General features: G+C 56.0%; 19 protein-coding genes. 6 read left to right on the plus strand and 13 right to left on the minus strand.

The window, feature by feature from the left end; all coding sequences use genetic code 11:
• Positions 1–23: 23 nt before the first annotated feature.
• The 10 genes from adiC to RGW60_RS08735 form a co-directional block, all read right to left on the minus strand.
• The gene (gene adiC / locus RGW60_RS08690; RefSeq protein WP_322203810.1) at positions 24–1532 is read right to left on the minus strand and encodes an arginine/agmatine antiporter; all 1509 of its coding nucleotides are present in this window, start codon (positions 1530–1532) and stop codon (positions 24–26) included.
• Positions 1533–1707: 175 nt separating this feature from the next.
• Positions 1708–4224 (minus strand): alpha-glucan family phosphorylase, encoded by a 2517-nt coding sequence (gene glgP / locus RGW60_RS08695; RefSeq protein ID WP_322203811.1) that lies wholly within the window; start codon positions 4222–4224, stop codon positions 1708–1710.
• A 137-nt stretch (positions 4225–4361) separates the two neighbouring features.
• The gene (locus RGW60_RS08700; protein WP_322203812.1) at positions 4362–6863 is read right to left on the minus strand and encodes a phosphoketolase family protein; all 2502 of its coding nucleotides are present in this window, start codon (positions 6861–6863) and stop codon (positions 4362–4364) included.
• A gap of 56 nt (positions 6864–6919) precedes the next feature.
• Positions 6920–8167, minus strand: coding sequence for an acetate/propionate family kinase (locus RGW60_RS08705; protein WP_322203813.1), 1248 nt, complete (start codon positions 8165–8167; stop codon positions 6920–6922).
• Between the two features lie 297 nt (positions 8168–8464).
• Positions 8465–9067 (minus strand): PqiC family protein, encoded by a 603-nt coding sequence (locus RGW60_RS08710; protein WP_322203814.1) that lies wholly within the window; start codon positions 9065–9067, stop codon positions 8465–8467.
• 5 nt (positions 9068–9072) lie between these two features.
• Positions 9073–10773, minus strand: a complete 1701-nt coding sequence (locus RGW60_RS08715; protein WP_322203816.1) for an intermembrane transport protein PqiB — start codon at positions 10771–10773, stop codon at positions 9073–9075.
• The gene (locus RGW60_RS08720) at positions 10766–11380 is read right to left on the minus strand and encodes a paraquat-inducible protein A (RefSeq protein ID WP_322203818.1); all 615 of its coding nucleotides are present in this window, start codon (positions 11378–11380) and stop codon (positions 10766–10768) included. The genes RGW60_RS08715 and RGW60_RS08720 overlap by 8 nt, the downstream gene beginning before the upstream one ends.
• Entirely contained in the window at positions 11377–11988 is a 612-nt protein-coding gene (locus RGW60_RS08725; protein WP_322203820.1) for a paraquat-inducible protein A, read from the minus strand. The genes RGW60_RS08720 and RGW60_RS08725 overlap by 4 nt, the downstream gene beginning before the upstream one ends.
• A gap of 268 nt (positions 11989–12256) precedes the next feature.
• A complete protein-coding gene (locus tag RGW60_RS08730) occupies positions 12257–12682 on the minus strand; it encodes a 3-isopropylmalate dehydratase (RefSeq protein WP_322203822.1) in 426 nt (141 codons plus the stop codon).
• Between the two features lie 252 nt (positions 12683–12934).
• Positions 12935–13639 carry a glutathione S-transferase family protein gene (locus RGW60_RS08735; protein ID WP_322203824.1) on the minus strand — a complete coding sequence of 235 codons (705 nt, stop codon included), beginning with the start codon at positions 13637–13639 and terminating at the stop codon, positions 12935–12937.
• 93 nt (positions 13640–13732) lie between these two features.
• On the opposite strand from RGW60_RS08735, the gene RGW60_RS08740 reads away from it, so the two are divergent.
• Both RGW60_RS08740 and RGW60_RS08745 read left to right on the plus strand, forming a co-directional pair.
• Positions 13733–14350, plus strand: coding sequence for a TetR/AcrR family transcriptional regulator (locus RGW60_RS08740; RefSeq protein ID WP_322203825.1), 618 nt, complete (start codon positions 13733–13735; stop codon positions 14348–14350).
• A complete protein-coding gene (locus RGW60_RS08745; protein WP_322203827.1) occupies positions 14343–15041 on the plus strand; it encodes a glutathione S-transferase N-terminal domain-containing protein in 699 nt (232 codons plus the stop codon). The genes RGW60_RS08740 and RGW60_RS08745 overlap by 8 nt, the downstream gene beginning before the upstream one ends.
• A gap of 132 nt (positions 15042–15173) precedes the next feature.
• Here RGW60_RS08745 and RGW60_RS08750 read toward each other — a convergent pair whose 3' ends face one another.
• Positions 15174–17234 (minus strand): carbon starvation CstA family protein, encoded by a 2061-nt coding sequence (locus RGW60_RS08750; protein WP_322203828.1) that lies wholly within the window; start codon positions 17232–17234, stop codon positions 15174–15176.
• Positions 17235–17442: 208 nt separating this feature from the next.
• On the opposite strand from RGW60_RS08750, the gene RGW60_RS08755 reads away from it, so the two are divergent.
• From RGW60_RS08755 to RGW60_RS08765, 3 genes are all read left to right on the plus strand, one after another.
• Positions 17443–18822, plus strand: coding sequence for a cache domain-containing protein (locus RGW60_RS08755; RefSeq protein ID WP_322203829.1), 1380 nt, complete (start codon positions 17443–17445; stop codon positions 18820–18822).
• Positions 18819–19451 carry a response regulator transcription factor gene (locus tag RGW60_RS08760; RefSeq protein WP_322203832.1) on the plus strand — a complete coding sequence of 211 codons (633 nt, stop codon included), beginning with the start codon at positions 18819–18821 and terminating at the stop codon, positions 19449–19451. Before RGW60_RS08755 ends, RGW60_RS08760 begins: the two co-directional genes overlap by 4 nt.
• Before the next feature lie 192 nt (positions 19452–19643).
• The gene (locus tag RGW60_RS08765; RefSeq protein ID WP_322203833.1) at positions 19644–19964 is read left to right on the plus strand and encodes a hypothetical protein; all 321 of its coding nucleotides are present in this window, start codon (positions 19644–19646) and stop codon (positions 19962–19964) included.
• A gap of 208 nt (positions 19965–20172) precedes the next feature.
• On the opposite strand, the gene RGW60_RS08770 is transcribed toward RGW60_RS08765, so the two are convergent.
• Together RGW60_RS08770 and RGW60_RS08775 are read right to left on the minus strand one after the other, a co-directional pair.
• Entirely contained in the window at positions 20173–20406 is a 234-nt protein-coding gene (locus RGW60_RS08770) for a co-regulatory protein PtrA N-terminal domain-containing protein (protein WP_322203834.1), read from the minus strand.
• 124 nt (positions 20407–20530) lie between these two features.
• Positions 20531–20869, minus strand: a complete 339-nt coding sequence (locus tag RGW60_RS08775; RefSeq protein WP_322203836.1) for a hypothetical protein — start codon at positions 20867–20869, stop codon at positions 20531–20533.
• Between the two features lie 230 nt (positions 20870–21099).
• Between RGW60_RS08775 and RGW60_RS08780 the strand changes: the two genes are divergently transcribed.
• Complete coding sequence (locus RGW60_RS08780; protein WP_322203837.1) at positions 21100–22635, plus strand: DUF1800 domain-containing protein; 1536 nt, start codon at positions 21100–21102, stop codon at positions 22633–22635.
• The last annotated feature ends 43 nt before the right edge of the window (positions 22636–22678 follow it).

The raw sequence follows: 22678 nt of genomic DNA on the forward strand, positions 1-22678 counted from the left end.
ATGGGCGCGTCGAGTCTCGCCTTTTAGGGGGCAGAAGCTGGAGCGGGGGCGACTGCCGGTTGCTGAAGCTCACCGGGCAACGGTACCCGGCGCTGCAAGTTGAGGTCGTCGCGGTTGCCGATAGATACCCAGAACGTGCCAATCAACGCAGCAATGACCATGGTCAATGCCATATAGCGAACCCAGGTAGGCGATATACCGCCGGGATGCAGGTGGCCTTCCTCGATTTCACGGCGACGGGTAATGGCGCCGGAGTAAAAGACAATAGTGGCAATAACGAAGATCAGCGCCCAGCGGGTTTGTGCACCGTCGGAGCCGACCATTGCCCAAATGCTGTAAACCGCACCCACCAGACCGATGAAGGTGTACAGCGCATATTGGTTGGGCGGCATGGCCTTGTAGCCCAGCACCTTGATCGAAATACACGAGTAGATGTAAGGCAGCAGCGTCATGATTACGGCAATCGACGCGATCTTGCCGAACTGTTCACTGGCGGTGGGAGACATGGTCACCAACACCTGGACGCTCATGATCGCCGCAACAATCGCCAGCCCGGCCGCCGGTACACCCTTGGCGTTGACTCGGGAAAAAACGTTTTGGAACAGACCGTCATCCGCAGCGGCTTTGGCGGTTTGTCCTACTAGCAACGTCCAGCCTGCCAGCGAACCGAGGCAACCAATGGCTGCGCACAGGGCGACGATATTGGCGGCGGTGTTGCCAAGTGCCAGCCGTGCAGCATCGGCAAACGGAGCGGAGGACGAGATCAATTCCTTGTTCGGAATCATGCCCATGATCACTGAAGAACTGAGGATGTAGCAGACCGCCGCGATGATCACGCCGCCCACTGTGGCTATGGGTACATTGCGGCGCGGGTTGCGCACCACTGCCGCCGAGACCGACGCACTTTCAACGCCGATAAACGCCCACAGGGTGAAGTTCAGAGTCATGCCGACCGCAGAGAAGTCAGTTTTGCCACTCACGTTCCAGCCGGCCATGTACACATCGCCGCTGAACCAGAACCAGCCAAACAAGGCCATGCCGACAATCGGAAACAACGCAAAAAGGGTGGTGACTGACTGCACTCGACCCACCAGCTTCGGCCCGAGGATGTTGGCGTAGGTCAGCAGCCAAATGACAAAAATCTGCGCAGAGGCAAACACCAGCGGCTCTTTCAGCGACGGAAAGAAATGCGTCAAGTAACCCAACCCGGCAACCGCCAGACCAACGTTGCCCAGCACATTAGCCAGCCAATACACCAGATTGGTCTGGTAGCCCATGTAGTTGCCGAAGGCTTTGCGGGTGTAGGCGTAAGGCCCGCCCGCCGCAGGGTCAATGGAGGCCAGCTTGGCAAAGGTCAGTGCAAGGGCCACTGAACCGACAATGGTGATCAGCCAACCGTACAACGCAATGCTGCCGATACCGGCGAGGTTGGCCGGGAGCATGAATACCCCCGAACCCATCATGTTGCCCGCGACCATCAGGATCGCGGGGGTAAGGCCCATTTTGTTGGAGTCGTCATCTATAGCTGCCATAAACCAGACATCCTTGATAAGGCCAAAAGAGGGAATCACTGCGACCCGCTGGCCGTCTCTCTTGCGTTGTAGAAACCCACAACGGGAGCAGCACAGAGCGTAGTCGAGTTTTTGCGGGGTTCTTATACCAACGATCACTATTACGACGACTGCGCTGGATCAACGAAGCCGTTCGTCAGCTCTTCCAGATAATCAGTCCGACCTCCAGCGGTACGGCCAGACCTGCAGAATCGTTGGCGATGACCCGCGCCGTGTACTCAGCGGCAGGCCGGTCATCGGGCACTTCAACCCTGTAGAGCAACAGCCCGTCCGCCTGAGCCTGCGGGTCGATCTTCAAGTCGACGCTGGTGGCGTCCGCGCCATCCACGCCGTCAACATAGAGCTGCACGCGCACTTGAGACGGAGAAAGGCTGCCCAGATCCATGTGCAGCGCCACGGCATAGCGGCCCGCCTGTCGCTGCAGGTCTAATCGCAGGAAACGAATGTCGTCCCAGTGAGTGCACAACTGTTCATGGTCCTGAGTCAGTTGCAAGGCCAGTCGACTGCCCTCAGCACTGCGTGCGTGGTAGGCGATGGCGGCTGGCAAGTAATAGCGTTGGGTGTATTCACGTACTGCCCGGTCCGCCGAAAACTGTGTCACCAATGTCCCCATGCTGGCGCGCATGCGGCGAATCCATTGGCCTGGAATACCGTCGGCGTCACGCTCATAAAACGCAGGCACCACTTCGCTTTCCAACAGTTTGTAGAGCTGATCGGCATCTGCAGCGTCGTACTCCGCGCCATGTTCGGCACCATCGCCGATGCCCCAGCCCACTTCATCGGTGCAGGCTTCGGCCCACCAACCATCGAGCTGAGACAAGTTCAGGCCGCCGTTAGCCAAGACTTTCATGCCGCTGGTGCCGCTGGCTTCCCACGGCCGACGCGGGGTGTTGACCCACACGTCTACGCCCTGCACCAGATGCCGCGCGACGCGCATGTCGTAGTCTTCGAGAAAAGCCACACGCCCGTTGGTTTCTGGACGTCGTATAAAGCCGTGCCAGTCCCGAATCATTTGCTGTCCGATACTGTCAGCCGGGTGAGCTTTACCAGCAATAAGCAACTGCACGGGTCGAGTGGGGTGGTTGAGAATTCGAAGCAGACGCTCAGGGTCTTGCAGCAATAAATTGGGCCGCTTGTAGGTGGCAAACCGTCTAGCAAAGCCCAAGGTCAATACCTGCGGATCGAACGCCACACCCGCTGATTCGATGGCGTCCAGCGAAGCGCCGTGCACGGCCTCGCTGCGCGCCAAATGAGTACGTACGAACTCAAACAGCAGCGCCCTCGCCTGCCCGCGCAATTGCCACAGATCGGCATCGTCGACCTGTTCTAACAATTCGCTGACCCTGGATTCACTGGTGCCACGCCACGGTAGATCATCACCGTGTAGCGCTTGCCAATGGGCTTCGGCTTCCAATGAGACCCAAGTTGGCAGGTGCACTCCGTTGGTGACGTGACCGATGGGCACAGCGTCATTTGGCCAGCGCGGAAACAGCGGCTGAAAAATATGCCGACTGGTCGCTCCGTGCAAGCGGCTCACGGCGTTTACCGCGCCCGCACAATGAGTCGCCAGAAACGCCATATTGAACAGTTCATCGGCGTCGTTGGCATGTTGCCGGCCTAACGCCAAAATCTTCCCTAGCGGCTGACCCAGCTCATGCTCGACGTACAGGCCTAAGTATTTACTGATCAACTCAGCGGGAAAACGATCAAACCCTGCCTCGACCGGGGTATGAGTGGTAAACAGATTTCCGGCGCGAGTAGCTGTGAGGGCTGCGTTGAAACCTACCTTGTTGGCCTGCATGTAACTGCGGGCTCGTTCCAGCACTGCAAACGCCGCATGCCCATCATTCAGATGAAGCACGTCCGGCGTGTAGCCGGCGGATTCCAACAGGCGCCAGCCGCCGATGCCCAAGACCAGCTCCTGACGCAAGCGCATTTCTACGTCGCCGCCATACAACTCGCCCGTTAGCAAGCGCACTGGAGGTGGATTGGCCGGGTCGTTGCTATCGAGCAGCAATAACCGGTTGCGCCCAACCGTCGCCTGCCAACCGCGCAACCAAACGGTCAATCCAGGCAACTGAATCGCCAATCGCAACAGGCTGCCGTCGGGACGCAGCAGCGGTTCGATGGGTAATTGCCGAGTGTCGTTGACCGGGTACAAAGCCTGTTGGTGCCCGTCGACACCGATTTCCTGGCGGAAATAACCGTGCTGCCACAACATCCCGATGGCAACCACTGGGACGCCCAAATCACTGGCGGCTTTGAGTTGGTCGCCAGCGACATTTCCTAGCCCGCCCGAATAGATGGGTAGTGCTTCGCTGAGCATGTACTCCATGGAGAAATACGCCACTTGGTGCAGCGCCGCATCCGCATGCTCACGCTCGAACCAGGTAGGTTGCGCCAAAATCGAGCGGTGAGTTTGCGCGATGTCGATAACGCGGCCATGAAAGTGACTGTCAGCGAGCAAGACATTAATTCTTTGCTCGGAAACGGCGTTGAGCACCAGGCACGGATTGTGAGTGAGTTCCCACAGTTCGCTGTCGAGGCTGCGCCAGATATCGTCGTTTAATCCTGACCAGCGAACGGTTTGATCGAATGCGAGTCGGCGCAAGGTTTCGATGTTGGACTCAAGCGGCGTGCGATGAAATGGCATGAACTGACCCTATCTCAGTGAAAGCGAATTTATTCGCGAAGCCGCCTGCACATTCAGCAGATTGGGTGCGTAGTAGTCAGCATTCGCAAATAAATTCGCGCCCACGGGGAATTTACCGCGCCTTGTTTCAGGACACATTACGCATCCGTGAAGGTCTGGCCCCTTGGATGTCCTTTGGCCAGAGGCGGTGGGCCGTCCGGTTCGCTGAAATCGGAGGTCCAGTGCCAATTGCGGATCTCGGGCATGTCCTCGAAATGCTCACGGATGTAGGTGTGATGCCGACGCAACTGGCCTTCGAAGTAACTCATGGCGTCGAGGCTGTGGGAGCGCAAGCGTGGCACGTGGCTCAAGGCGTCAATGGCGAGTTGGTAGCGGCTCATGTCATTAAGCACCACCATGTCAAACGGCGTGGTGGTGGTGCCTCGGTCAGAGAAGCCCCGGACATGAAAACGGGCCTCGTTGGCGCGGCCGTGAACCATGGAATGAATCACCCAGGTCGAGCCGTGAAACGCAAACATGACCGGAGCTTCCCGAGTAAACAGCGCGTCGAACGACACATTGTCCATGCCGTGTGGCCGGGTTTGTGGACTGCTGAGGATGCCTAAATCCACCACATTGACCAACCGCACGCGGATGCCGGGCACGTGTTTTTGCAGTAACCAGGAGGCCGCCACCGCTTCGGTAGTGGGTACGTCACCGGCGCAGGCCAGTACGACGTCCGGGTCGTCGCCTTCATCGTTACTGGCGAAGTCCCAAATTGACGCACCTTGGGAGCAGTGTTTAAGCGCCGCGTCGAAATCCAGCCATTGGAAATCCGGTTGCTTGCCGCAGGTCACGACGTTCACGTAATTGCGACTGCGCAGGCAGTGATCGAACACGTTGACCAGACAGTTTGAATCCGGTGGGTAATACACTCGCACCACGTCAGAACGGCGTTGCAGTACATTGTCGACGAAGCCGGTGGATTGATGGCTGAAGCCGTTATGGTCATTGCGCCACGCGTGACTGGTGAGCAATATGTTGAGCGAGGCCAAAGGCCGACGCCAAGCAAACTCGCGGCTTTGCTGCAGCCACTTGGCGTGCTGCGTCACCATAGAGTCAACGACCTGGGCGAACGCCTCATAGGTCGACCACATGCCATGACGGCCGGTGAGCAAATAACCCTCCAGCCAGCCTTCGCATAAATGCTCGCTGAGGACCTCCATGACCCGGCCATCAGCCGCAAGGTGATCGTCGATTTCCAGGACGGGTCCCGCCGCCGTGCGATTGGTGGCCTCGAACACCGCATTCAGACGGTTGGAATTGGTTTCATCCGGGCCGAATACCCGGAAATTGTCGGGGTTTGCACGAATCACGTCCCGCAGGTATTCCCCCAGTTTGCGCGGTGCCTCGGCGATGACTTCCCCCGGGCCCGGCACGTCCACAGCGTAGTCGGCGAAGTTCGGCAGGTCCAACGTGACCAATACGCGGCCGCCATTGACGTGGGGTACGGCGCCCATGCGCAATGCCGACGGCGGCGTCAATGCACGCAATTCAGCCACCAACGTGCCATTCTCATCGAACAGCGTCTGCGGCGAATAACTGCGCATCCAACGTTCAAGTTGAGCCAGATGTTCCGCGTTCTGAATGACATTGGCCAGCGGCACCTGATGCGCACGAAACGTACCTTCCACCGGCATCCCATCGACTGCTTTTGGCCCTGTCCAGCCTTTGGGGCTGCGCAAGATGATCATTGGCCAGCGCGAGCGTCTAACCACACCCTGCTCTCTCGCTCGATGCTGAATATCCCGTATTGCGGCGTAGCAGGAATCGAGGGCCGCCGCGAAACGTTGGTGCATACCGGGCACATCATCGCCAGCTACGATTATCGGCTCGTAGCCACGGCCCTGATACAGCGCAATCAGGTCGGCATCGTCAGTGCGGGCTTCCACCGTAGGGCCGGAAATCTTGTAGCCGTTGAGGTGCAGAATCGGCAGCACCGCGCCGTCGTAGACTGGATTAAGGAAGCGGACACTTTTCCAGCTACCTTCTAGCGGGCAGGTTTCCGCTTCGCCATCACCGATGACACAGGCCACCACCACCTGCGGGTTATCGAACGCGGCGCCGAACGCATGCACCAGTGAATAGCCCAACTCGCCGCCTTCATGCAAAGAGTTGGGGGTATGCGGCCCACAGTGGCTCGGCACACCACCCGGCGTGGAGAAACTGCGAAAAAAACGTAGCATTCCTGGCTCATCAGCAGTGATTTCTGGATGAACGTCACTGTACGTACCTTCCAGCCAGGCACATGCATTTAGTGTCGGGCCGCCGTGACCGGGGCCGGAGATGTAGATCATTTCTATGTGTTGTTCGCTGATAAGCCGGTTCAAATGCACGTAGATAAAATTTTGACCGGCCGACGTACCCCAGTGGCCCAACAGCCGAGGCTTGATGTGCTCTGCGGTCAACGGCTCGCGCAATAACGGGTTAGCCTTGAGGTAGATTTGGCCGACACACAAGTAGTTGGCGGCGTACCAATAGCGGTTCATCCGCTCCAGCAGCTCCGGCGCCAGCGGGCCGGTTTCAATGGAAGGCGGCTCGATAATCGGTGCGGTGGATGGGTTGTCGGCGCTGGACAGCAGTGGGTTGAAGATATACATGGCGACTCCAGTGGAATGGGCGATGTAAAACCCTCGGGCCCAAGCCCGAGTCTCAACTAATGGCTGCTGGTGTCCAGCAACTGCAAGGTATGGCGGGCGATCACGTGATCTTCATCGGTGGGGATCATCCAGGCGGCGACGCGGCTGCTGGACTGGGACAGAAACGGTCCATCAACTTCATTGGCCTGCTCGTCGATTCTCATGCCAAGCCAAGCGCAACCTTCAATTATTCGTGCGCGAATACTGGCTGCGTGCTCACCGATGCCGCCCGTGAACACCAACGCATCAAGCCCACCAAGGACGGCGGCGAATGCGCCAATTTCCCGCACGATGGTGTGAACATACAGATCTATCGCGTCTTTGGCCGCTGGGGCCTCGCTGACCGACAGCTCACGCATGTCGCTGGAGATGCCACCGGACACACCCAGCAAACCACATTCGTGATAAAGCAAGTGCTCAAGTGCCTCAGCGGTCATGCCGCGTTCGCGCAACAAGTACAGGAGAATGCCTGGATCAAGGTGTCCGGGACGCGTACCCATGAGGATGCCGTCGAGCGTCGTAAACCCCATGCTGGTGGCGCAACTGCGGCCGCCGCGCAAGGCACACAGGCTCGCGCCATTGCCCAGATGAGCAACGATAGTCCGGCCCGCCGCCGCTCGTCGATCATAGGCCGGCAAGACGCTCGCGATGTACTCGAACGACAAACCATGGAAGCCATAGCGACGAATGCCTTCCTCGCTCAACGCTCGGGGCAATCCATACAGGGTTTCCATTCGATCCAGCGAATGGTGAAAGGCGGTATCAAAACAGGCCACTTGTTGCAAATGAGCGTGCTCCCGTGCGAGGAAGCGCACCGGCGCCAAGCAGGCTGGTTGATGCAACGGCGCAATGGGAATCAACGCCTCCATTTCGATCATGACGCAGTTGTCGATCAATGCCGCGACCTGCGCGCGCGCCCCGCCATGAACGATTCGATGACCTGCCGCAGAAAGTTTGTCGCCGGTGTGCCGCTCAATCCAATGAATCAGCCGCCCCAGAGTCTCGTCGGATATCAACTCTTCCGACTGTGGCCATTGCTCCTCAATATCCGTCTCACTATTGGCCTCGCGAAAACACAGCCAATAGTGATCCGCGTGTTTTTCCAGGCTGCCGTAGCCGCGAGCAACGGGTTGGCCGTAGTCGTCCAGGCTGGCGCAATAGATCGAAAATTTGATGCTGGACGATCCTGCGTTCACTACCAGAAGCAGCCCGGCGGCGGTTTTATCCAGCGCAACGCTTACCGGTTCAACTAACTGCTCAACCATTCGATCTCCCCGATCGCGAATGTCAGCGCGAACCGCCTAATCAGACAGTTTCACTTCGGCCATGGCAGTTAGTTATAGCAGGGTACTTTTTTTCGACCATTGATTTGGATCAAGGGTCATTCGCGGTATCTCGCGACGACGAAGGCGAAGACTTGTAGCCATAAGGCTCGGTGGTTTTCAGACGTCCACGAATCAGCGCCTCGGGAGGTTGCGTTTGAAGCTGGGCTGGGCGTGGAGTTCGAGTCGTCACGCATGGCAAACCTCGGCATCCCAGACGAGTAAAATCAAATGGACAGGCTAAGGACAACCTACGCCGGGATCTTGTGCCCATTTGCGTGCGGTTACCGCGATTATAGCCGCCAACTGCGCGATGACTTGTTGATGCGCCATGACCACGTCTTGCACCTGTATTCCTGCTGGCTGTCGAAGGGTTGAGCTGCACGTCAAGCTACGACGTTGTTCGGTATCAAGCCTGCGACTGATGCTCCATACCACGTCGATCAGCGCGTACTGACCGGGTATTGAATCGAATCGTCGTACGTCGGTTTGCAGTGAAATGACCGGACGACCTGACACTTTAGGCAAGCCTTCAAGGTTTCGAGTACCGAGTCGCAGTTCCATTTGGTTGGCCAAGGAGTCGTGAAATTCATCAGCAAGCGGCGCGCTCCAGCGTTCGGTTTCAAGGATCGACAACGCCCCGCTGCTGAGCCTCACCACCACCTGAGGCTGATCAACTTGCACCGGTATCAGCACCGGTTGCATCTCGAATTGAAACGCTGGCGCGCCGTTGCTAGGCCGAGCGTCGTTAGCAGTAGGTACCAACGTGTAGTAATGCGTCGGCGCCGACACGCATGCAGCCAAACCCAGCGAAGCGAAGAGGGCAAACAAACGACTTTTCATTGGAATCATTGCGGATCAATCTCTCGAGAAGACGTAGGCGAGGATGTGTAGCCATCAGGCTGAGCGGTTTTCAAACGTCCACGAATCAATGCTTCAGGATGCCGACCGAGGAAATCGGTCAGCACCCGCACCGATCGCGCGGTGCGCTTCACTTCTTGCATGGCCTGACCTAATTCCTGACGCTGCGGAGAATCCTCAGAAAAACTATCGTTGGCCGAAGCCAGGGTTTTTTTGGTTTGCTCCAGGGTGTCGCGCATCTGCGGCAATACGTTGCCATTGACTTGTTTCAAGGTTTTCTGAAGTTCGGTCAAGCTACCGTTGAGATTGTTGGCAATCTGATCAATGGGCAACTTGCTGATCTTGTCGACAATCTGCTGTAACTGCTCCTGAAGTTTGTCCAGGCTTCCGGGTATGGTCGGGATATCCAACGTTTGCGCAGTTGAGTCAAAAGTAACCGCTTTGGCGTTAGGGACGAAATCCAGTGCGATGTACAGTTGTCCGGTTAACAAGTTGCCGCTCCGGGCCTGCGCACGCAGCCCCTGTTTAACAAATTCAGCGATTAACGCTTGGGTTCGAAGGTCGTCAGCTGTGTCAGGGCCAGCCTGCTTCAATAGCGTCTCGTGGGCCTTACCCAGCCTATTGGGGTAAATAACCGCACCGATCATGGTCGGGAAGTCTTTTTTCGCCGCGTCATAATCAAGATCTACGGATACGACACGACCGATGTTGACCCCATGGAACTCAACCGGTGCGTTGACCGATAGGCCACGTAGTGGTTGATCAAAACGCATACGGATAAAGTGCGGATTTCCGTCAGCCGGCGCCATAGCGGTTTGCTGATCGGCAAACAACGAAAACGTGGCATCTTCCTCAGCGACCACCGGATTAGGGCTGTATTTTGGTTCGACGAAAGCGATACCGCCGGCCAGTATCGATGAAACCGATTCGGTATCTACCTTAAGGCCGTTGGCGTCCAGACTGACATTCACACCACTGGCATTCCAGAATCGTGTGTCTTTGGTCACGAACTGGTCATTTGGCGAGTGGACGAAAATTTGCACGTCGACGCCTTTACCATCTTCGGACAACTGATAGGAGACAACCTGACCTACCGCGATACGGCGGTAATAAACGTCCGAACCAATGTCCAGCGACCCTAGGGTGTCGGTGTGTAAGGTATAGCGTTTGCCCTTTTCGCCGTAGGTCACTGGCGGCGGTGTCTCTAGGCCTACAAAATTCTTTTTGGTCTGATCTGAATCAGGCTCGCCCGCGTCGGCACCAATAAAGGAGCCGGACAGCAACGTATCAACCCCCGAAATACCATTCGCGCCAATGCGAGGCCTTACGACCCAGAAGCGTGAACCTTCTGTGGCGAACGACTTGGCAGATGCATCCAGATCAATGGTCGCATCAACGCGATTGCGGTCTTCGCTCAGAGCGATGGCGGTGACTTTTCCAATCACCACATTTTTATATTTGACTTGAGTTTTGTTGACCTCAAGCCCTTGAGCAGTCTGGAAACTGACACTGATTTGAGGCCCCGCCGAAATGATATTGTGCGCGACCATGGACAACCCGACCAACGCCGCCACAATGGGTACAATCCACACCAGCGACACGTTAAAGTTTCGATGTTTAATCTCCGGAGCACCGGGAGACGGTGAGCCCGACGTCGGGTGAACGGTGGAGCGTGGGTGATCAGACATCTTCAACCTCTGTATCCCATATGAGCCGGGGATCAAAACTAATGGCGGCTAACATGGTCAGGACCACCACCAAACCAAAAAACAAAATACCCATGCGCGGGTCAATGGTGCTCAACGAGCGAAACTGCACCAAGGCAGCGATCAAAGCCACCACCAGCACGTCTAGCATCGACCAGTAACCGACTATTTCGATCAGCCGATAAAGCTTGGCTCGCTCCCGCCTGGCCCAGTGACTGCGGCGTTGGCAGGTAATCAGCAGCGTGCCCAACACTAGAAACTTCACACACGGCACTGCCACGCTGGCAATGAAAATCAACAACGCAAGGTCCCAAGAACCGTCGCTCCAGAACTCCATAATGCCGCTAAAAATCGTGTTTTCACTGCCGCTGCTAAAAATGTTGGTGTACATCACCGGCAATAAGTTGGCTGGGATATAGCAGATCAGACTGGCCAGCAAAAAAGCCCAAGTTCGGTTCAGGCTATTAGGTTTGCGTCGATGAACGTTTGAATTACAACGAGGGCAGCGTGCATCGTCCACCGAGCAGGGGTAGCCGCAGGTATGGCACAGGACCAGATTCATTTCGCTGGCATACGGCGGCTGACTCATGGGATGACACCTTCGAGGTCGTTCCACAGCCGGCGAATGCCTTTGCCCGAAATCAGAATGATTAGTACGGTCAATATGCCTAAAGCCCATAGACCAACGCCAGGGTGGACATCGAGCATGCCGGACAATTTAATGATTGCCACCAGAATGCCTAATAAACACACCTCAAGCATGCTCCAGGGCCGCAGGTGTTCCAGCGTGCGCATGCACGCTTTAAAACCAGGTGCCGCTCGCCCGACCAAGGCGAAACCAAGTACCCAGCAGAGCAGGGAAATCTGCAGAAAAGGCGCAAGAATAATCGTCAGTCCTGCCACTGCCGCCATCGGGCTTATTTGCCCTTGCGCCAAGGCTTGCACCGATTGCCACAAGGTTGCTTGATTACTCAAGCCTTGCAGACTGATGGATATGACCGGAAAAGCATTGGCGAAGATAAACAACACTGCGGCGCTGATCGACAATGCCAACAGTTGTTGAATGCTCAGTTGGCCGCCGCGTCCAAGAATGGCAGCACAACGTGTACACCGCGCGGTTTGGCCTGCGGCCAGCGTTGTGAACTCATAAACCGAGTCGCAGTGTTCGCAGATGATCCAGGCTGGGGACGATGTCATAGGCTCGACTGATCATAATGCAAATCCAATCCTTGGAGCCGGGCATTGCCGGCTAGTTCAAGGGACAATTTGCCACAGATGGAATTTCATCCGCGGGCGCTGATTATACCGGCCTAATCACGACTGCCAACACTCAAAAATAGTACGAGACAAAGCCCAACATCTTTGAAGCGAATTCATCCGTGACAGCGACCGTGCATGCAGCACCTTGGGCACCTGACAGACTATATTCGCGCTCAAACGACCTGCGCAGTAAACGTGCTCACACCTATTGAGCCACCGCCACTATCCCGAAGCCGCTCACTGAGTCACTGACGATTCGAAAATATTGACTGGCGCCGCTCTTCAATTGAACAGCCAGCTCACGGTGCAATCGACCTTTGCTGCACATAGAGCCGTCCTGTTCGTCGAGACCAATACCGACAATACGAGCACCGGCCGGTGCTTGAAAGTGGGCTTCTTCGCCGATGCCGATTCGCGCAGCGACTGTGCGGTCAATCGAGAATGCCACGTAGCAGCCGCCACCGAGCATGCCAATGTCACGGTTGACTATGATCTGCCCTCCTGCGCCTTCCACCGGTTGTTGAAACGCGAGTAAGCGCTCTGCTGGCACATGGGTCACTTTGTCTGGATCGGCAGTGAATGAGGAGCAACCCGCCAATAAAAGAGGAATCGCGAAACAGATCAAGCGCATTGAAACTTCCTTGGACAGATGCCAGCAGAGAGGTTGCTGCAACTGTAGCTGACGGGCGCTCGCCGACAAGCCTGACTAACTAAAAACCGCGAACGACCTGCATCAGGTTGATGATGCTGGCGTCGGTCGCTAAGGAGGTGGCGCTTGTCATCCCGTTCAATGACTCGATGAATCAGCCGCAGTAACTGCAGCGCCAGGCGTTTGGCCAGAACCAGGGAATGCCGACGACAACATCAACACTCCCTTCGCTGATTAGCTGCCTTTGGGATAGTTAAACGGGAACAACGCACGCCGCGCTTCCTCGTCCATCTCTTTTTTGAACACATGCTGGTTGCCGACTGCACGGGCGCGTACTACCGCTGGGCGCGCGTCGATGGCCTGGAACCAGCGTTTGAGGTTAGGGAATGCTGCCAACGGATCGGCTTCGCCTTTAAGCACGCGCGAAGCCATGCCCAACCAGCCCCATGCCGAGATGTCGACGATCGTGTAAGTATCACCGACGAGGTAATCACGCCCTGCCAAGCGCTCATCTAATACCTGATAGTGCCGCTCAATTTCACGCCGGTAGCGATTGATCGCGTATTCATTACCTTCTGGCGCCGCGTATTGAAAATGCACCGCTTGGCCCGAAAAAGGTCCCACGCCAGTGCCAATGAAGAACAACCAGGACAGCAGTTCTGGCCGGTCTGCGGGCGAACCCATGAACTGAGCGGTCTTTTCGCCCAGGTAAAACAGAATTGCGCTGGAATCAAATACCCGCGTTTCAACGCCACCCGGTCCATCCGTGTCGACGATGGCGGGAACCTTGCCATTGGGGTTGATGGCCAGATACTCGGCTGTGTGCTGCTCGCCTTTGCTGGTATCAACCGGAACCACCTCGTAGGAGATTCCGGTTTCTTCTAGCATCAGCGCGACTTTTGCCGGATTCGGTGTCGGGTGGAAATAGAAACGGATCATTGCTTCACCTTTGTATTTTAGAACGATTGATTTAGAATAATCGGTAACGAAAAAAGGGGCAACGGCTTCGTTCCCAATGCGAGGAAATACTTAATGGCTCGGCCAAGAGAATTCGACGAAGCCGCGGCACTAGACGCAGCGACTTTGTGCTTTTGGGCCCGTGGCTATGAGGCTACCTCCATTCGAAACCTCACGCAAAGCATGGGGATCACCGGCGCCAGTCTCTACAACGCCTTCGGCGACAAGCGTTCGCTTTACCAGCGCGTGCTGGATCGTTATGTCGAGTGCGGGTCACTGGACTGGATCAAACAACTTGAAGCGCAATTGCCACCGCATCAAGCAATTGCAGCGTTCTTCGAAGAGATCATTGAGCGCTCGCTCGACGATCCGCAGCGCAAAGGCTGCTTATTGGTCAACGCAGCGGTTGAAGTCGCCCCACATGATCTTGGTTTCCAGCAAATCGTTGCGGATGTTCTGATTCAGATCGAAGCGTTTTTCTGCCGCTGCGTCGCCGCCGGCCAACGTGCCGGTAACATTTCTATCGTGCAAACCGCCGAAGATTTGGCCCGCTTGTTATTAGGTCTGTTGTTAGGCATTCGCGTGCTGGCGCGCGTCCGGCCAGAGCGAGACTTATTACAAGGTATGGTACGACCGGCCTTTGCGTTACTCGACTGCCAATTCACTGCACAGGAAACACCTGACCATGATTGAGCTCTACTATTGGCCAACCCCTAACGGCCACAAAATCACGATTTTTCTCGAAGAGTCGGGCCTGGCCTACAACCTTCATCCAATCGACATCAGCGCTGGAGATCAGTTCAAGCCCGAGTTTCTGGCGTTTTCACCCAACAACAGAATGCCAGCGATCATCGACACCGAACCTGCTGACGACGGCGAACCGATCACCGTGTTTGAATCCGGCGCGATTTTGCTGTATCTGGCCGAGAAAACCGGACAGTTTCTGCCCACTGACGTACGGGCACGCAAGACCGTGACTGAGTGGCTGTTCTGGCAAATGGGTGGCCTAGGGCCTATGGCTGGGCAAAATCACCACTTTGGTCTCTATGCGCCCGAAAAGCTTCCTTACGCGATCAATCGCTACGTCAGCGAAACCAATCGTTTGTACGGCGTGCTGAATCGGCGATTGGTGGGCCGTGAGTTCATTGGCGGCGATCACTACAGTATTGCCGACATGGCCGCTTACCCGTGGATCGTGCCGTGGAAAAACCAGCAACAGAACCTGGATGACTTCCCCGACTTGCGCCGCTGGTTCGATGCTATTCATGCCCGACCAGCAACGGTTCGTGCGTATGCCAAGGCCGAACCTTTTTCAAGTCGTCCAGCAGTGACCGAAGAAGGCAAAAAAATCCTGTTTGGACAAACTTCAGTGCCGCGTGCGTAAGCATGTAGGTGCCAAAGGCTGCTATAGAACCGCAGATCGCGGCCTGCGGCAGCGAGCTACAAAAGAGGTGTGAATCGCCCGATCCCTGTGGGATCCGAATTTACTCGGTCCCACAGGAAGCGGCACAAAGCGTTAGCGAGCTGTCGGCATGGCCTGGAATGGCGCTTCTTTATCGGTGCGTTCTTTACTGCCCCATGCCGCTACGCCGACCTTGATCGCGTAGAACAGAATGGCGAACACCACGAACAGGAACAGCGCGGTCAACGTGGCGTTGGTGTACGCGTTGAATATTACGTGCTGCATCTGGTCAATAGTCTTGGCCGGAGCCAGTACCTGGCCTGCATCTAGTGCCGTTTTGTATTTGCTCGCCAAAGCGAGGAAACCCAGCGCCGGGCTTGGGTCGAACAGCTTTATGTAGCCTGCGGTTGTGGTGCAGATTAGCAACCAAACCGCTGGCAGCAGTGGCACCCAAATGTAGCGCTGGCGTTTCATTTTGATCAGGACCACGGTGGCGAGCATCAGCGCGATGCCGGCCAGCATCTGGTTCGAGATACCAAACAACGGCCACAGGGTATTGATCCCGCCCAATGGATCAATCACGCCTTGGTACAACAGATAGCCCCACATCGCGACGCAACCGCCGGTGGCGATCAGGTTGGCTGGCCAGGAATCGGTGCGTTTAAGCGCCGGAACAAAGGTGCCGAGCAAATCCTGAAGCATGAAACGACCCGCTCGGGTGCCAGCATCGACTGCCGTCAAAATGAACAGCGCTTCAAACAGAATCGCGAAGTGGTACCAGAACGCCATGGTGTCTTTGCCTGGCAGCACTTGGTGCAGGATCTGTGCAATACCCACCGCCAGGGTCGGCGCGCCGCCCGCTCGGGCCAGCACTGTGGTTTCGCCGATGTCTTTTGCTACAGCGATCAACGCATCCGGTGTGATGGCAAAGCCCCAACTGCTGACGGTGTGCGCAACAGTTACTACGTCACCGCCGACAATCGCTGCCGGGCTGTTCATGGCGAAGTACACGCCAGGATCGATAACCGAAGCTGCGACCATGGCCATGATGGCGACGAACGACTCCATGAGCATGGCACCGTAACCGATGTAACGGGAATTGGCTTCACTATCGAGCAGCTTCGGCGTAGTCCCCGACGCGATCAGCGCGTGGAAACCCGACACCGCGCCACAGGCAATGGTGATGAAAAGGAATGGGAACAAGCCACCTTTCCACACCGGACCGGTGCCGTCCGTAAACTGAGTCAATGCCGGCATTTTAAGCTCCGGAGCAAGAACCAGGATGCCGATAGCCAACGCGAGAATGGTGCCAATTTTCAGGAACGTCGACAGGTAATCCCGTGGCGCCAACAATAGCCAGACCGGTAATACCGCGGCGACGAAGCCGTAACCCACCAACATCCAGGTGATTTGGATACCGGTAAACGTGAACGCTTTGGCCCACACCGGATCAGCAGCCACGTGACCACCCGCCCAGATCGACGCCAGCAGCAAAACCACGCCGATCACTGAAATCTCACCAATTCGCCCGGGACGTATGTAGCGCATGTACACGCCCATGAACATCGCCAACGGAATGGTTGCCATGACGGTGAACATGCCCCACGGGCTGTCCGCCAGGGCTTTGACCACGATCAGCGCCAGCACCGCGAGGATGATGATCATGATCAGGAAGCAGCCGAACAGTGCAATGGTACCTGGGACTTGGCCCATTTCCTCACGAACCATTTCGCCCAGCGAACGACCGTTGCGCCGGGTCGACATGAACAGCACCAGGAAATCCTGCACCGCACCTGCGAATACCACGCCGGCAATCAGCCACAGGGTTCCAGGCAAGTAACCCATTTGCGCGGCAAGCACCGGGCCGACCAAAGGGCCAGCGCCTGCAATGGCGGCAAAATGGTGACCAAACAGGATGTGTTTGTTGGTCGGCACATAGTCCAGACCATCGTTATTGAGAACTGCGGGGGTGGCGCGATTGGGGTCCAGCCGCATCACTTTCGTAGCGATGAACTTGCTGTAATAGCGGTAGGCAACCAGATAGATTGCGACTGCAGCAACCACGATCCAGAGGGCATTGACGGCTTCACCGCGGCGCAGCGCGACGACACCCAGTGCGAATGCCCCCAAGCAGGCAACGGCAAACCAAGCAAGATGTTTGGTCAGTCGGGTCATTGTGGGTCTCCTGCCGAGGACCGTAATCCTGCGGCGATAATTGTTATTGTGTGCTCTGTGAAATGAGCCCGACTACTATCCGCGCACCGTGCCTGCATAGACATCCGCAATACTACCGGCGCGCCTACGTAGTACTACGTGGATAAAATGCCGGCATATGCAGCTACCTTGTGCCCCTTCACGGCCTATCACCCGGACTTCACCCGTCATGCAGCTCAAACACAAAATTGTCGCGCTCGGCATTCTGCCGCTGATACTCGCCGTCGCGATTATCAGCGCCTTGGTGATTTTTCAGAACCAACGACTGGGCGAGCAGCAAGCGCAATTGATCGAAGACAGCATCCTTGCCAGCAAACGCGCAGAGCTGAAGAACTACGTAGAAATGGCCATGAGCTCACTGGCACCGTTATATAAAAGCGGCCGCGACGACGAGCAAACCAAGCAACAAGTGCTCAACGAATTGGCAAAGCTGAGTTTCGGGATCAACGGCTATTTTTTCGTTTACGACCACAACGGCCGCAGCCTGATGCACCCTCGGCAAGCCGATCTGGTGGGCCGCGATCTGTGGAATATGACCGACCCGCATGGGCTGCTGGTAATTCAGGCGTTGCTGAAAAGCGCACAAAGCGGCGACGGTTTTCAGCCCTATGCGTGGAAGAAACCGTCTACCGGCCAAGTCACCGACAAACTCGCCTACGTGGTCATGCTCGACCGTTGGGGCTGGATGCTTGGCACCGGGATTTACCTGGAAGACGTCGAACACGCCACCCGCCAAACCCGTGAAGAAGTGGCGCGGGGCATACACACCACGATGCTGGCCATCGGCATTGTGGCGTTGATCGCGGTGCTGCTGGTATTTGCCTGCGGCCTGACCTTGAACGCCAGTGAACATCGCTTGGCGGATAAAAAACTCCAAGGCTTGACCCAACGGATCGTTAGCCTGCAAGAAGAAGAGCGTTCAAGACTTTCCCGCGAGCTGCACGACGGCATCAGCCAAGTGCTGGTGTCGATCAAATTTCAATTCGAATTGGCTGGCCTTGAACTGGAAGCGGCGAGCGGCAAAGGCCCGGATATTTTGCGCCAAGGTATAGACCGGCTGGCCGATGCGATCGGCGAAGTCCGAAGTATTTCCCATGATCTGCGCCCTTCCCTGCTGGACACCCTAGGGCTTGCTGCGGCCATCGCGCAGTTGGTGACCGAGTTTGAAGCCCGCAGCGGTTTGACTGTGCATTATCAAAACAACCTCGGCGACTTTCAGTTGGTGGACGGTGCACCCGTGGCAATGTTCCGTATCCTTCAGGAAGCCCTGACCAACATCGAACGCCATGCCCAAGCCAAGAACGTCTACATCGACCTTGGAGGTGACTCGATCCATGTAAAATTGTCGGTCTGCGACGATGGGGTCGGTTTCAAGATCAACCGTTTGGAGTCGATACAGGGGGGCATCGGCTTACGTAACATCCGCGAGCGGGTTGACCATTTCGACGGCCAGTTCAGCCTGACGTCGGTGCCTGGCAGCAGCGAACTGAGCGTGACCCTGCCCACTCGACCCCGTTCATCGTTTCCCCCAACCCGAGTTTACTCATGACCCCTGCACACCCCATTCGTATTGCCCTGGTGGACGATCATGCGTTAGTTCGTGACGGTATACGCGCGCTGTTGGCCGTAAGGCCTTCGTTTAACGTGGTGGGAGAAGCGGAAGATGGCCCCGAAGCCATCGAGCTGTGTGGCCAGGTATCGCCAGATATAGTGCTGGTAGACATCGGTTTGAAGGACATGAACGGGCTGGAATTGACCCGACTGCTGCGAGCCCAGTACCCGGCTATCAAAATCCTGATTTTGAGCATGTACGACAATCAGGAATATATCGCCACCTCAATCCGAGCGGGCGCCAGCGGTTATGTATTGAAAAACGCACCCTCCCGTGAAATCGTCGCCGCCATTGAAGCGATTGCGGCAGGTGGAACGTTTTACAGCGCTGAAGTCGCGCTAAAGCTGGCAAGCAAAAAGCCGGACGAAACGGAACTTACGCCCCGGGAAAGCCAGGTGTTGGTGGGTTTGGCTCGGGGCCTGGACAACAAGACGATCGCCCGGGAACTGGCGATCAGCGTGCGCACCGTCGAGACCCATCGATTGAGTATTCGACGCAAATTGAATGTTGATAAGCCAGCAGGATTGGTCAAATACGCTATGGAGCATGGGTTGCTTTCGCGCTGAAAAGCGCTAAGCAACTTTCGTAACTCCCATCAGGAGCCATAACCTCGTCAACATGTCCGTTGTTGGCATTCACCCCATTTACCGTTCTGAGGTATCACCCCTTTACCACTGCCGTTCGTCGTCATCTCAAGCACTAATTTGATAGCGCAGCACCCAAGTCATGTAACGATCGATAATCACCGGAGACAACTCATGACTGCCAAATATGTGACAACTTTTGCACTCACTGCCCTACTGTTGACTGGCTCGCTGCAGGCGATGGCACAAACAACCGGCACGGCCGATCCGATGAACAAAACGCCGTCAACAACCGGCATGGGCGCTGACCCTACCAATGATGAGGGCACAGTTCCATCGGACAGGACCTTAAATCCGCCCAGTAAGATGAATCAGAACTCCACTCATGTTCCCGGTACCAAAGGGTCGAATAACAACGGCGCAGATCAATCAACATCAACCGGTGTAGGCAAAGGCAGTGGAGCGGACGGCGACACGACTAACGAAATTAAATAAAATTTGGCCCACGCCTAGTACCCCTAAAAAATAATGTTAGTTCCAAGAAATAAGGTGTCTGCGCATTCGGTATAAGGAGTGCCACTTTGCTTAAATGCAAGCTTAACCGATCAAATAAAATGTGCAGATGCCGTTTCTATCCAGGGTCTATGGCACAGTGCCGGATCAATAAATCCTAGCGCTAATCCGGCTCCTTGCCCGAGTCAAATTATTCTGAGCGATCGGTTTCATTGGATTCATCATCATCAGCGCTAGCCACTGATTTTGAATGATCCAAATGTCCGAGTGTTTGAACCTCTTGTTCTTCTTGGTGTTGCTGCTGCATCGCCGTATCGTTCAGCGCCAACATCCGCGCCATGGCCCGGTCGCCGCCACCTTCGGCCATTGCACTTACAGAAGTGCCGAGCAAAGCGATGATAAATAATGTTTTCAAAGTGTTCATAAGATTGCCCAATTAGGTCTGCCGACACCGTTGTGCCAACAGGAGCTTTAAGCTCGATCCCATATTGGGGGCAAAGGGTGTTCAGCCCGATCCCCGCTACATGAATTTTTTGACAGGTTTGTAATTAATTGACCCAGCTGCCGCCGCGCCAGTGCCAGCCATCGGGACGGTGTTCCCAATGCGGGTGTACATAACGATAACCCGGACGCAACGCTTCCCAGTGTCCGCCGATGGCTACGTAACGAGCCCCATCCCATCGCCAATAACCATGTGCCCAGATGAAACCTTCACGACGAATTGGCACCGCTTCGATGATACGTTCAGGAGGGGGTTGTGGCGCGATGACTTCAACGTATTCGGGCTGTACCGGACGCTCGTGAACGACGCGCTCATGGACGACACGTTCAACGCAACCGCTGGTTAAAGCGACCACAGCCATAACGGCAACACAACGTAAAAACATAGCGATCCCTCGATCAAATCTTCAATAATTTTAAGACACAATTTGAAACGTACCGCACTCTGCTCGTCAGTAACAGAAGCTTTACCGGACCATTACATTCGGCTGCAAGCCACGTCTAACGGGCGTGCCAGGCCGCTTGCCGGTGCGTGAATATACGACCACTATGTTTCCAGATGCGCCTGTGATCGTCGGTTCGACGGTACGAAAAACTTATCTGGGAAACTTCTAAAATGTCTGCATCCAGCACCGCGTTACGCCCATTGTGTGTGTCGGTTTGCTTGTTGCTTGCTCCCACCCACGTCACGGCAAGCGCCCCGGTTGCGTTGAATACTGGCGACATCGCATGGCTGCGGCGGGACGGTTTCGATCTTGATGCAGCAAGCTTGGCGCGCTTGCGCTCGATGGGACGTACGGGCCTGCTGGAAGCACAGTTGAGCGACCGCATTCCTGACTCTTTACCATCGGCTATCAATACGTTGCTGCACGGCTACCCAGCCCTGACTTCCTCGCTCCAATCTTCGTTGCTCGCACGCAAGCAGGAGCAGGAGCAGCTCAACGCGATGCCTGACGGCGACGATAAAGTAGCGGCCAAGAATGCCGCGCAACAAGCGGCCAATGAGTTCGGCCAGCAAGCACAGGAAATCGTTATGTTGCGGGCGGTTTATGGCCCTAATCAGTTGAAGGAACAGCTGATTAGCTTTTGGCTTAATCACTTCAGCATCTACATGGGCAAGGGGCGCGTGCGCTGGATGGCGGCGGATTATGAGGAGCAAGTTATCCGCCCGCATGCACTCGGTAAGTTCAAGGACTTAGTGATGGCGACGCTCAAAAGTCCGGCGATGTTAGAGTTTTTGGACAATGCCCAAAACGCGCAAGGTAAAGTTAATGAAAATTATGCCCGTGAGCTGATGGAGTTGCATACGCTCGGTGTGGGTTCGGGATACACCCAGCAGGACGTGCAGCAACTAGCACTAATACTGACCGGCGCCGGACTTGCACCGCTTGATGGCAAGCAACAAAAATTTCCACCTGCAATGGCGCCGTTCGTGGTTCATGAGGGCCTGTTCGAGTTCAATCCTAAGCGTCACGACTTCAGTGACAAGGTTCTGCTGGGGCAGCCCATCAGAGGTTCAGGTTTCAACGAAATCGCCCAGACTGTTGAGCTGATCACTCGCCAGAAAGCGTGTGCCGTGTTTATTTCTCGTCAGTTGGCTCAGTACTTTGTAGCTGACAATCCACCGCAAGCGTTGGTCGACCGCATGGCTGCAACCTTCCAGCGTACAGATGGCGACATAGCCCAGGTTATGCGAACGCTGTTTCAATCCAAGGAGTTGCAGCAGACGGCCGGGACGAAGTTTAAGGATCCGATCCAGTTCGTTGCTTCATCGGTCCGACTGGCATACGACGGTAAACCTCTGGCCAATGCCAGGCCGATGGTCAATTGGCTTAACCAACTGGGTGAACCCGTGTTCGGGCGTGTCACCCCGGACGGATGGCCGCTTAACTCCAGCGGCTGGACCAGTTCGGGGCAGATGTCTAAACGGTTTGAAATTGCCCGAATTATCGGCAGGGGCGACAACCGGCTGTTCACCCCCGACGGCAGCCCAAAAGCAGGTATAGGATTTCCGATGATCACTACCCGACTTTTTTACGACGCGGTGGCCCCAGGCTTGAGTACTGCAACACGAGGGGCGCTGGAACAAGCAGCTTCACAACAGGAATGGAACACGTATTTGCTGTCCTCGCCCGATTTCAACAGCCGATGACAACGCCGATCACCCGAGTATGGCCATGGCAGACTGAATCATT

It is taken from the genome of Pseudomonas sp. AB6, assembly GCF_034314105.1.
Classification (GTDB): domain Bacteria; phylum Pseudomonadota; class Gammaproteobacteria; order Pseudomonadales; family Pseudomonadaceae; genus Aquipseudomonas.

Coding starts and splice junctions, on each gene's coding strand:
- adiC (WP_322203810.1), bottom strand. CDS start 1,532: ATGGCAGCTATAGATGACGACTCCAACAAAATGGGCCTTACCCCCGCG.
- glgP (WP_322203811.1), bottom strand. CDS start 4,224: ATGCCATTTCATCGCACGCCGCTTGAGTCCAACATCGAAACCTTGCGC.
- RGW60_RS08700 (WP_322203812.1), bottom strand. CDS start 6,863: ATGTATATCTTCAACCCACTGCTGTCCAGCGCCGACAACCCATCCACC.
- RGW60_RS08705 (WP_322203813.1), bottom strand. CDS start 8,167: ATGGTTGAGCAGTTAGTTGAACCGGTAAGCGTTGCGCTGGATAAAACC.
- RGW60_RS08710 (WP_322203814.1), bottom strand. CDS start 9,067: ATGAAAAGTCGTTTGTTTGCCCTCTTCGCTTCGCTGGGTTTGGCTGCA.
- RGW60_RS08715 (WP_322203816.1), bottom strand. CDS start 10,773: ATGTCTGATCACCCACGCTCCACCGTTCACCCGACGTCGGGCTCACCG.
- RGW60_RS08720 (WP_322203818.1), bottom strand. CDS start 11,380: ATGAGTCAGCCGCCGTATGCCAGCGAAATGAATCTGGTCCTGTGCCAT.
- RGW60_RS08725 (WP_322203820.1), bottom strand. CDS start 11,988: ATGACATCGTCCCCAGCCTGGATCATCTGCGAACACTGCGACTCGGTT.
- RGW60_RS08730 (WP_322203822.1), bottom strand. CDS start 12,682: ATGCGCTTGATCTGTTTCGCGATTCCTCTTTTATTGGCGGGTTGCTCC.
- RGW60_RS08735 (WP_322203824.1), bottom strand. CDS start 13,639: ATGATCCGTTTCTATTTCCACCCGACACCGAATCCGGCAAAAGTCGCG.
- RGW60_RS08740 (WP_322203825.1), top strand. CDS start 13,733: ATGGCTCGGCCAAGAGAATTCGACGAAGCCGCGGCACTAGACGCAGCG.
- RGW60_RS08745 (WP_322203827.1), top strand. CDS start 14,343: ATGATTGAGCTCTACTATTGGCCAACCCCTAACGGCCACAAAATCACG.
- RGW60_RS08750 (WP_322203828.1), bottom strand. CDS start 17,234: ATGACCCGACTGACCAAACATCTTGCTTGGTTTGCCGTTGCCTGCTTG.
- RGW60_RS08755 (WP_322203829.1), top strand. CDS start 17,443: ATGCAGCTCAAACACAAAATTGTCGCGCTCGGCATTCTGCCGCTGATA.
- RGW60_RS08760 (WP_322203832.1), top strand. CDS start 18,819: ATGACCCCTGCACACCCCATTCGTATTGCCCTGGTGGACGATCATGCG.
- RGW60_RS08765 (WP_322203833.1), top strand. CDS start 19,644: ATGACTGCCAAATATGTGACAACTTTTGCACTCACTGCCCTACTGTTG.
- RGW60_RS08770 (WP_322203834.1), bottom strand. CDS start 20,406: ATGAACACTTTGAAAACATTATTTATCATCGCTTTGCTCGGCACTTCT.
- RGW60_RS08775 (WP_322203836.1), bottom strand. CDS start 20,869: ATGTTTTTACGTTGTGTTGCCGTTATGGCTGTGGTCGCTTTAACCAGC.
- RGW60_RS08780 (WP_322203837.1), top strand. CDS start 21,100: ATGTCTGCATCCAGCACCGCGTTACGCCCATTGTGTGTGTCGGTTTGC.